This window comes from Thiocapsa sp., assembly GCF_035467215.1.
GTDB lineage: Bacteria > Pseudomonadota > Gammaproteobacteria > Chromatiales > Chromatiaceae > Thiocapsa.
This window is the reverse complement of the sequence record NZ_DATITZ010000257.1, coordinates 1-7,934: the sequence shown is the minus strand read 5'-3', so window position 1 is coordinate 7,934 and position 7,934 is coordinate 1. Positions and strand designations below refer to the sequence as shown.

Annotated in this window: 6 protein-coding genes; 1 reads left to right on the top strand and 5 read right to left on the bottom strand. The window is 64.9% G+C overall.

Annotated elements, in window-relative coordinates; genetic code table 11:
- Window positions 1-259: 259 nt before the first annotated feature.
- Window positions 260-2,437, top strand: a complete 2,178-nt coding sequence (rlmKL, locus tag VLR48_RS14775) for a bifunctional 23S rRNA (guanine(2069)-N(7))-methyltransferase RlmK/23S rRNA (guanine(2445)-N(2))-methyltransferase RlmL (RefSeq protein ID WP_325292527.1) — start codon at window positions 260-262, stop codon at window positions 2,435-2,437.
- Window positions 2,438-2,483: 46 nt separating this feature from the next.
- On the opposite strand, the gene pufC is transcribed toward rlmKL, so the two are convergent.
- From pufC to VLR48_RS14750, 5 genes are all read right to left on the bottom strand, one after another.
- Window positions 2,484-5,309, bottom strand: coding sequence for a photosynthetic reaction center cytochrome PufC (gene pufC, locus VLR48_RS14770; RefSeq protein WP_325292526.1), 2,826 nt, complete (start codon window positions 5,307-5,309; stop codon window positions 2,484-2,486).
- A 409-nt stretch (window positions 5,310-5,718) separates the two neighbouring features.
- The gene (locus tag VLR48_RS14765; RefSeq protein ID WP_325292525.1) at window positions 5,719-6,048 is read right to left on the bottom strand and encodes a high-potential iron-sulfur protein; all 330 of its coding nucleotides are present in this window, start codon (window positions 6,046-6,048) and stop codon (window positions 5,719-5,721) included.
- Between the two features lie 152 nt (window positions 6,049-6,200).
- Entirely contained in the window at window positions 6,201-6,512 is a 312-nt protein-coding gene (soxZ, locus tag VLR48_RS14760; protein WP_325292524.1) for a thiosulfate oxidation carrier complex protein SoxZ, read from the bottom strand.
- Window positions 6,513-6,572: 60 nt separating this feature from the next.
- Window positions 6,573-7,139, bottom strand: coding sequence for a thiosulfate oxidation carrier protein SoxY (locus VLR48_RS14755; RefSeq protein ID WP_325292523.1), 567 nt, complete (start codon window positions 7,137-7,139; stop codon window positions 6,573-6,575).
- Complete coding sequence (locus VLR48_RS14750) at window positions 7,136-7,666, bottom strand: DUF1566 domain-containing protein (RefSeq protein WP_325292522.1); 531 nt, start codon at window positions 7,664-7,666, stop codon at window positions 7,136-7,138. The genes VLR48_RS14755 and VLR48_RS14750 overlap by 4 nt, the downstream gene beginning before the upstream one ends.
- Window positions 7,667-7,934: the final 268 nt, after the last annotated feature.

The following is a 7,934-nucleotide window of genomic DNA, read 5'->3' as shown; positions in this document are numbered from 1 at the left end:
ACGAGGCGGCGTAGTGGTTCTACGCCAACGAGTTGCAACGCAGTCGGGCGCCGCGCGGGGCGTGCTCCAGGGGTCGTAGCGGCCTTCCCCCGGCCAGTGAGCCGTCAGACGAGCAAGATCGTCAAGGCCGTCAAGACCTTGCATGAAGCACGAAGCGGTCAACTGCCGGATCTAGGTTCAAACACCTTGGGCGGCGAAAGACCGCTGCGCGACCGGTATATACTGCGTGGCCCTATCCCCTGACGACCCGCCGCCCAAGATGCCCCAGTACACCTTCTTCGCCTCCGCGCCCAAGCACATGGGGAGTCTCCTCGCGGAGGAGCTGGCTCGACTCGGCCTGCAGGGGGCGGTCGAGGCACGCGGCGGGGCGCGATTCGTCGGCGAGATTCAGGACGCCTATCGGGCGTGTCTCTGGTCGCGGGTCGCCAACCGCATCCTGCTGCCGCTCGCGCAATTTCCGGCCGCCGGACCGGACGAGCTGTACGCCGGGGCGGCGAAGATCCGCTGGGAGGAGCACCTCTCGCCCGAGAGCACCTTCGCTATCCAGCTCGACGGTGTCGTCAACGGCGTGACGCACGGGCAGTACGCCGCCCTGCGTGTGAAGGACGCGATCGCCGATCGCTTCACCCGGCTTTTGGGCTATCGGCCGAATGTGGATGCCCAGTCGCCGGACCTTCAGATCCATGTCTATGTCCATCAGGATCAGGCATCGGTCAGCATCGATCTGTCCGGCACCTCGCTGCATCGGCGCGGCTACCGCAGCGAGGGCACCTCGGCGCCGCTGAAGGAGAATCTCGCGGCGGCCATCCTGCTGCGCGCCGGTTGGCCCGCTATCGCGGCCGAGGGCGGCGCCTTGCTCGATCCCATGTGCGGCTCCGGGACACTCATCATCGAAGGCGCCTTGATCGCGGCGGACATCGCGCCGGGTCTGTTGCGCGAGCGTTTCGGGTTCATGGGCTGGTTGCAGCACGACCCGGCGGCCTGGCAGCGTCTGCTCGACGAGGCCGAGATCCGGCGCAGTGCCGGGCTGCAACGTCTCGGCTCGCTGCGCGGCTACGATCAGGATCCTCGCGCGATCCGTATCGCCATCGAAGACCTGGCACGGGCCGGACTGGCCGGACTGGCGCACTTCGAGCGCCGCGAGCTGGCCGACTGCCGTCCAGGTCGAGACGACGACTGCGGTCTCGTCGTGGTCAACCCACCCTACGGCGAGCGGCTCGGCTCCGATGCCGAGCTGCCGGCTCTGCATGCCCGCCTGGGCTCGGTGCTCAAGGAACGCTTCGCAGGCTGGCGGGCCGCGCTCTTCACCGGCAGCCCGGACCTCGGCAAGCACATGGGCCTGCGCGCGCACCGAATTCACCATCTCTACAATGGCCCGATCGAATGTCAGCTCCTGCATTTTCGGATCGAGCCCAGCGATTTCGTGGCCAATCGGCCGCGCACGCTCGAGCCGACCGAGCGCAGCGACGGCGCGACCATGCTCGCCAACCGGCTCGCGAAGAATCTCAAGGCCCTCGGCAAATGGCGCCGCAAGGAGCAGATCGACTGTTTTCGGGCCTACGACGCGGACCTGCCCGAGTACGCGGTGGCCGTGGATGTCTACGAAGGGGAGCCGGAAGGCGACGAACCGCAGCGCTGGGTGCATGTGCAGGAGTACGCCGCGCCGACGAGCGTCGACCCCAAACGTGCTCGGCATCGGCTGCGCGAGGCATTGAGCGTGATCCCGGAGGTGTTCGAGATCCCGGAATCACGGATGTTCTTCAAGATCCGGCGGCCGCAGAAGGGCAACGCCCAATACGAGCGGCTCGCCGAGACGCGCCGCTTTCACGCGGTCAAGGAGGGCGGACTCAAATTCCTGGTCAATTTCGAGGACTATCTGGATACCGGGCTCTTCCTGGATCATCGCGACATACGCCGCATGATCGGCGAGCTGGCCGAGGACAAGAGCGTCCTGAACCTCTTCGCCTACACGGGGACGGCAACGGTCTATGCCGCCAACAGCGGCGCGGCGCGCACCACGACGGTGGACATGTCCCGAACCTATCTGGACTGGGCTCGGGATAATCTCGCGCTCAACGCGATCCCGATGCAACGCCATGAGCTGGTCCAGGCGGACTGTTTGCAATGGCTGGAAGAGGCCGCAGGCAAACGCCAATACGACCTCGTTTTCTTGGATCCTCCCAGCTTCTCGACCTCCAAGCGGATGACTGAGACGCTCGACATCCAGCGCGACCATGTCGGCCTGATTCGAGCCACCACCCGGCTGCTCAAGCCGGGTGGTCTGCTGGTGTTCTCGAACAATCTGCGTCGGTTTCGGCTGTACGCCGAGGATTTGGCGGATCTCGAGATCCAGGACATCAGCCGCGAGACCATCCCGCGAGACTTTGCCCGCAACCCGCGGATCCACCAGTGTTGGCGGATCACCAAACCTGCATGACCGTGGCGGTGCGCGGTATCACCTCCGCGCCCGCCCAGAGGTCCGCTCACCCGTCGTTGAGGTTGCTCGCCGCTCCGTTGCCGGCCTGCTCGATCATCACGATCTCGACACGGCGATTCTCGCGCCGCCCTCGATCGGTCGTGTTGTCGGCGATCGGCCGTTCGGCACCGTAGCCTTCGGTGCTGAGTCGGCCGGCATCGACCCCGCGCTCGATTAGTGCCCGCATGACCGATTCCGCACGCTGCCGGGACAATGCCTGATTGATCTCGGGATTGCCCAGGCTATCGGTGTGCCCGGCGATCTTCGCCTTCAGATCGGGTCTCGCCGCGAGCATCTCGGCGATGCGGTCGAGCGTCGGCAATGCCCCGGCCGGCAGGACGGCGCTGCCGCTCGGGAAGCGAAGCTCCTCCCCGCCGAGATTCACCAAAATGCCCTCTGCGGTGATGCGTCCGCCGACCTCGGCCGCGCCTTCGTACAGCGTGCGTATCCGCGCAATCGACCCCTTGGCCTCTGCCAGCTCACGCGCATGCTCGGTCGCTGCGGCTTGCATCTGCGCACGGAGATCCGCGGCGGCACCATCCGCTTCGGCGAGCTTTGCCCGCAAGGCATCCATTTCCTCGGTCAACGCGGCGATCTGCGACTCGGACTCGGTGTCCGCCAAGGCGGCTTCGCGCTGGCCTCGGACGACGTCGAGCTGCTGCTGCAGGGCGACGCGCTCCTGGTCGAGTCTCGCGCCGGCGGCTCGCAGTGCCCTGGCGTGCCCCTCGGCCAGCTTGGCGATCTGCGCCTCGGCCTCGGCCGCCACCGCATCGCGCTGCCCGCGAACGACCTCAAGCTGCTGTTGCAGGGCGGTGCGCTCCTGGTCGAGCCTTGCGCCGGCCGCCCTGAGCGTCGCCGCGCGCTCGTCGTCGAGCTTGGCGATCTGCATCTCGGCTTCGGCCGCCACCGCAGCCCGCTGCCCGCGAACGACCGTGAGTTGCTGTTGCAGGGCGGTGCGCTCCTGGTCGAGCCTCGCCCCGGCGGCCCGCAGCGCCGCCGCTCGCTCCTCGGAGAGCTTGGCGACCTGCGTCTCGGCCTCGACTGAACCGGTATCGCGCTGGGCACGAACCACCGCAAGCTGTTGCTGCAAGGCGATACGCTCCTGATCGAGCCTCGCCCCGGCAGCCCGCAGCGCCGCAGCCCGGCCTTCGGCCAGCTTGGCGACCTGCACCTCGGCATCGGCTGCGACCCCGTCGCGCTGCCCGCGGACCACCTCGAGCTGTTGCTGCAGCGCCGTACGTTCTTGATCCAGTCTCGCCTCCGCCGCCCTCAGTGCCGCCGAGCGCTCCTCGGCGGACTCCTCCAGCAGCTGCGCGATCTGCACCTCGGCATCGGTCGTGGAGGCGTCGCGCTGGTCACGCACCACCGCGAGCTGCTGCTGCAATGCCGTTCGCTCCTGCTGCAACCTGGCACCCGCGGCCGCGAGGCGTCGCTCGACTTGGCGCAGCTCGGATTCGTGCAGACGGACGAGCTCGGCGGTATCGCCTACGGACTCGGACACGACCTCCTCGAGAGCCGGCAACGCCTCCGACTCGGCAAGCTGGGTGACCTCGGCCGAGGTCGAGGCTGCCGTGTCGCCGACCGCCGGCTCCTCAGACTGCAGGGCCATCGATTGAGGCACCGGCTCTTCTGCGGCATCGCTCTCGACGGCTGTTTCCGCCAAGGTCTCTTCGACCACTCCTGCATCGGAATCCGGCGATACCGACTCGGAAACGGACTCGGCAGCCGGATCGACCATACCTTCCTGCGCCTGCGGCTGCACGTCCTCCGCTGCCGCAATCAGCACGCCCTCGGTACCCTTATCCGCAAGCTCGGTGGCAGGCTCCTCCGCCGGCACGGCTCCCGGTCGTTCGGTCCGATATCCAGCCAGCTCAGGATAGTCTCCGAGCATGCTGACGCCGAGCAGTGGCTTGAACGCACCCTTATGGCAGGTGTCGCAGGCCACCTTGGGTGCATCGCCCGTAGGGCCCAGTCGCTCGGGCGGATATAAGGTCTTCAGTGGGTTGAGGTAGTCGCCGTTGAGGTCGCGTACCATCCGAATGCCGTGCCACGCGGTGACCCGCTGGGGCGTGCTCTGCTCCCAAACGCCCATCGCGCGGGTCTGATGACAGTAGGTGCAATTGACGCCCAACGAATTGGACATGTACATCATCAAGGCGTAGGTCCACTCCGCCTTTTTGATCGAATTTCGGTTATCCGAGGGCAATGCCGTGGTCCCTTGGATCGAGACCTGCGTGTCGCCCTCCAGAAAGGGGGTCAAGGGATCGAACGGGAGCGACGCGTTGCCGACCGTGTGCATGCCAGCCGTATTTTGACCTGCTTTCACCCCGGTGATACCCGCCGAAGGGGTCTGCGGGCCGAGATTCGTGTACCAGGTTCCGGACGGAACCGCTTGGCCGCGATGACAGGTCCAACAGGTGACACCGGTGCCCGCGACATGCGACTTCCAGTTGGTATTGATGTCTCTGGTCATCCGCAACATCTGGCGCGAAACAACCTTCGCGTATTTCTCGTCCGAGGCCAGGTTCTCGGTGTTGTGGCAGTATTCGCAACCCTCGTTCGGGGCCACCCAAGTCGACATGGCCTGCATCAGGCGTGCGAATTCAAGGGCGTCCAGGTCGGTGAGGACCTGAACATTTTCATTGACGTCCTTCGCGAGCGGGATTTCGGGATCGGGCGGATCGCGCGGCTCGGGCGGGGGGATGCTGTGAAGATCCGCCGCCGACTGCAATCGACCCGGCTTGTCGATATGGATCATGGAGGTACCGCGCTCACCCCACTGCACGCTCTCCGTGCGATCACATCCGACAAGGCTCAGGAAACTGACGATCATCAGGCCGGTCACCATCCACGTCGGGGCGCGCCCGCTCGATTCTCGGCGTGACCGAAATGACGCGTTCAGGTTTGTCGACGGCAAAGCTCCGGTGGCTGTATGCCGATCGATCCGCGGCATGCGCCGGTGCTCGATCTGCACCCGCGCTTGCCCCGAAGTGCCTGCGGGACACCTCATCGCTGTGACCTCCAATGCTCGATGCCCTGCGTCCGGCACACCGGACGACCGGCTTTGTTGTAGTGGCGTGGTTGCGAGGCCAATGCCCCGATTTCGGCCCGTGTACCGAGCCGGTGGATCTTTTCGCCCGAGTCCGACGGGCGACCCCGGCGCGCCGATCGAGCCTGCTCCGACGGAGTCGGTCTTGATGCGCCGACCCGGAATTGTTCTTATCGGTCGGCGCCTCGGACGACTAGGCTGCGCTGTTGGGTTTGAAGTTTCGGCACCAGCCATCAACCGGAACCAAACGTTTCCCGAAGAAGGAGCAGGGTCCGAGCGGTTCTCCCGGCTCTCCCGAGAACAACTGACATTCGCTGCACTTCTGCTCGAGCGTGTGCTTGGGGTACTTGGCCTTATCGACCTGCGTGGTATCCAAGCGGAAGCCCATCGACTTCGCGTAGGCGTCGTCTTCGGTTAGAACAGCCTTCTTTGCTTCCTCTGCAAGGCTCAAGCGACTCAGGGCGAGCGCCGAGCCCCCGGCAACAAGTCCCAGCATAAAGGTCCGGCGATTGCATTCGCTCATTGATGTATGCCCTCGTTTGGTGGTCTATATCACGTTGCAACGGGTGTCTCGACATCGACGCAGAGCCCGTTGCGCCTGGTTTTCGAACGATCGCGGACAGAACCGAAGGCGCGATCGCATGGTCGGCCGCCGCTGCAATCCGGTGTCGACGGTCAAACAATCGAGGCCGACCCGCTTCCCTGATCACCGAAGTTGTCTGTCCAGGTGACGCCGATGCGATCACCCGCCCCTCCCCCCTTGAATCGAAACGAGAGCAAGGGATCTTTCGACACGGCGATGCTCAAACGAGCCCGCAGAACCGTCCGATCGCCGAGCTTGATCTCGACGTCGCTGATGTAATGGGCGCGACGCCCCCTCCCCGATGCATCCAACCCCAGTCCCGTCTCCATCGGATGCGGCATCAAGACCATGACCTCGGTGATGTCGCCGTTGCTTCTTGCGCGGATTCGTATCGGATCAGCCATCCTGTTTCACTCTCGAACAAGTCGCGCCGTCAAGCGGCCCGTCGCTTGGGACCCGAATGCTCAAGCGCATCCGCCAACCGTTACCCGAGTCTCCGCAACCCTGGCGTACAGGCGGCCTTTCGCTCTCACCACGGCGTAAACCGCGCCGCTTTGCGCCAGCTTCAGGCGTATCGAGACAAACGGCTCGGTCCCGTCCGGAATCTCGAAGCGAACCGCAACGGGGTATGGATTGGTCGGGATCAAGACGTAGATTTCCTCCACACCGGCGAGTGTGCTCGACACCGTCACGGGAACCACGGCCCCGTCCTCGACGACCTCGGGTAGGATCACCTCGACCGAGACCTCGTCGACCGAAACATCGTCTATGGGTGTGCTGCCCAGTGCCGCGAGAGCCTCGTCGAGCGTTGTCGCGCTAAACAGGTCGTCGTGCCGGAAGGTCTCCGCGCGAGCCGATCCGAGGAGACCGACCTGCATCAACGACAAGAAGGCCCCGCCGGCAGCAATCAGGCCGCGCCGATTGCGATCGACGTCCTCCTCGAGACCGGTTCCGACCTGCCCAATCGCGGAACCGGTCGGTCGCAGCCGAGTGGTGCCATCACGACGCTTGAGAATCCCGCCGTCGATCATGGCGCCGTGCGAACGAGTCGCACCTCATGCCGCTGCGTTTTCTCGATGTGCTGCACACCTTCCGGACCGAAGCTCAGGGCGTATGCATAGCCCTCTTCCCCCTCGCCCGGTCGCAGCGACTCGGTCCAAAACAGGGTCGGCGGAGTATTCGGGAAGACCGTCAGATTGATGCGGGGGTTTTCGCATTGCCGTTCGGCGATCATCGCCAACTCCCGCAGCTTCGGAACCCTCCAATCGTTGAAGAATTGCGATCCACTGGCATTCAATGACGCCGCAACCTCCTGTGCCGCTTGCCAGTCGTAGGCGGTTGCTCCCCCAAGGCAGGTTTCGCCCGACCACGTCTGCCCGACCGAGCACCGCATCCACATCAGCTGGGACACGACATCCGTGACGGTTCCGTCGCCGTTGTCGCTGAATCGCTCCGTCGGGGAAGACAGCGGGTATCGGCTCGTATCGCAGGTCTGTTCGGCAAAGGCCGGGGCGAAGACACCACCGAAGACAATCATGAAAAAAAGCACCGCTCTCATAAATCCAACCGGCAACTCATCCCAAGGTCAGACGACAACGCCGTTTCGGAGCTCGACGTAAGACTCTCGACACCACTTGCCGACCATCCGCGGGTCCCCCGCGAAATGGGAGCCCGCAGATGCCCGATGCGTTGAGCTCGCTTCAGGGTTTGGTATCGACGCCGATACCGGTCGGTGTCCTTGCGAAACCGGTACCGTATTCCACGACGATGGGCGTGGTCTGCTCGCTGGCGAGACCAGGTGTGATTTCCTTCCCGCGATGCAGGTA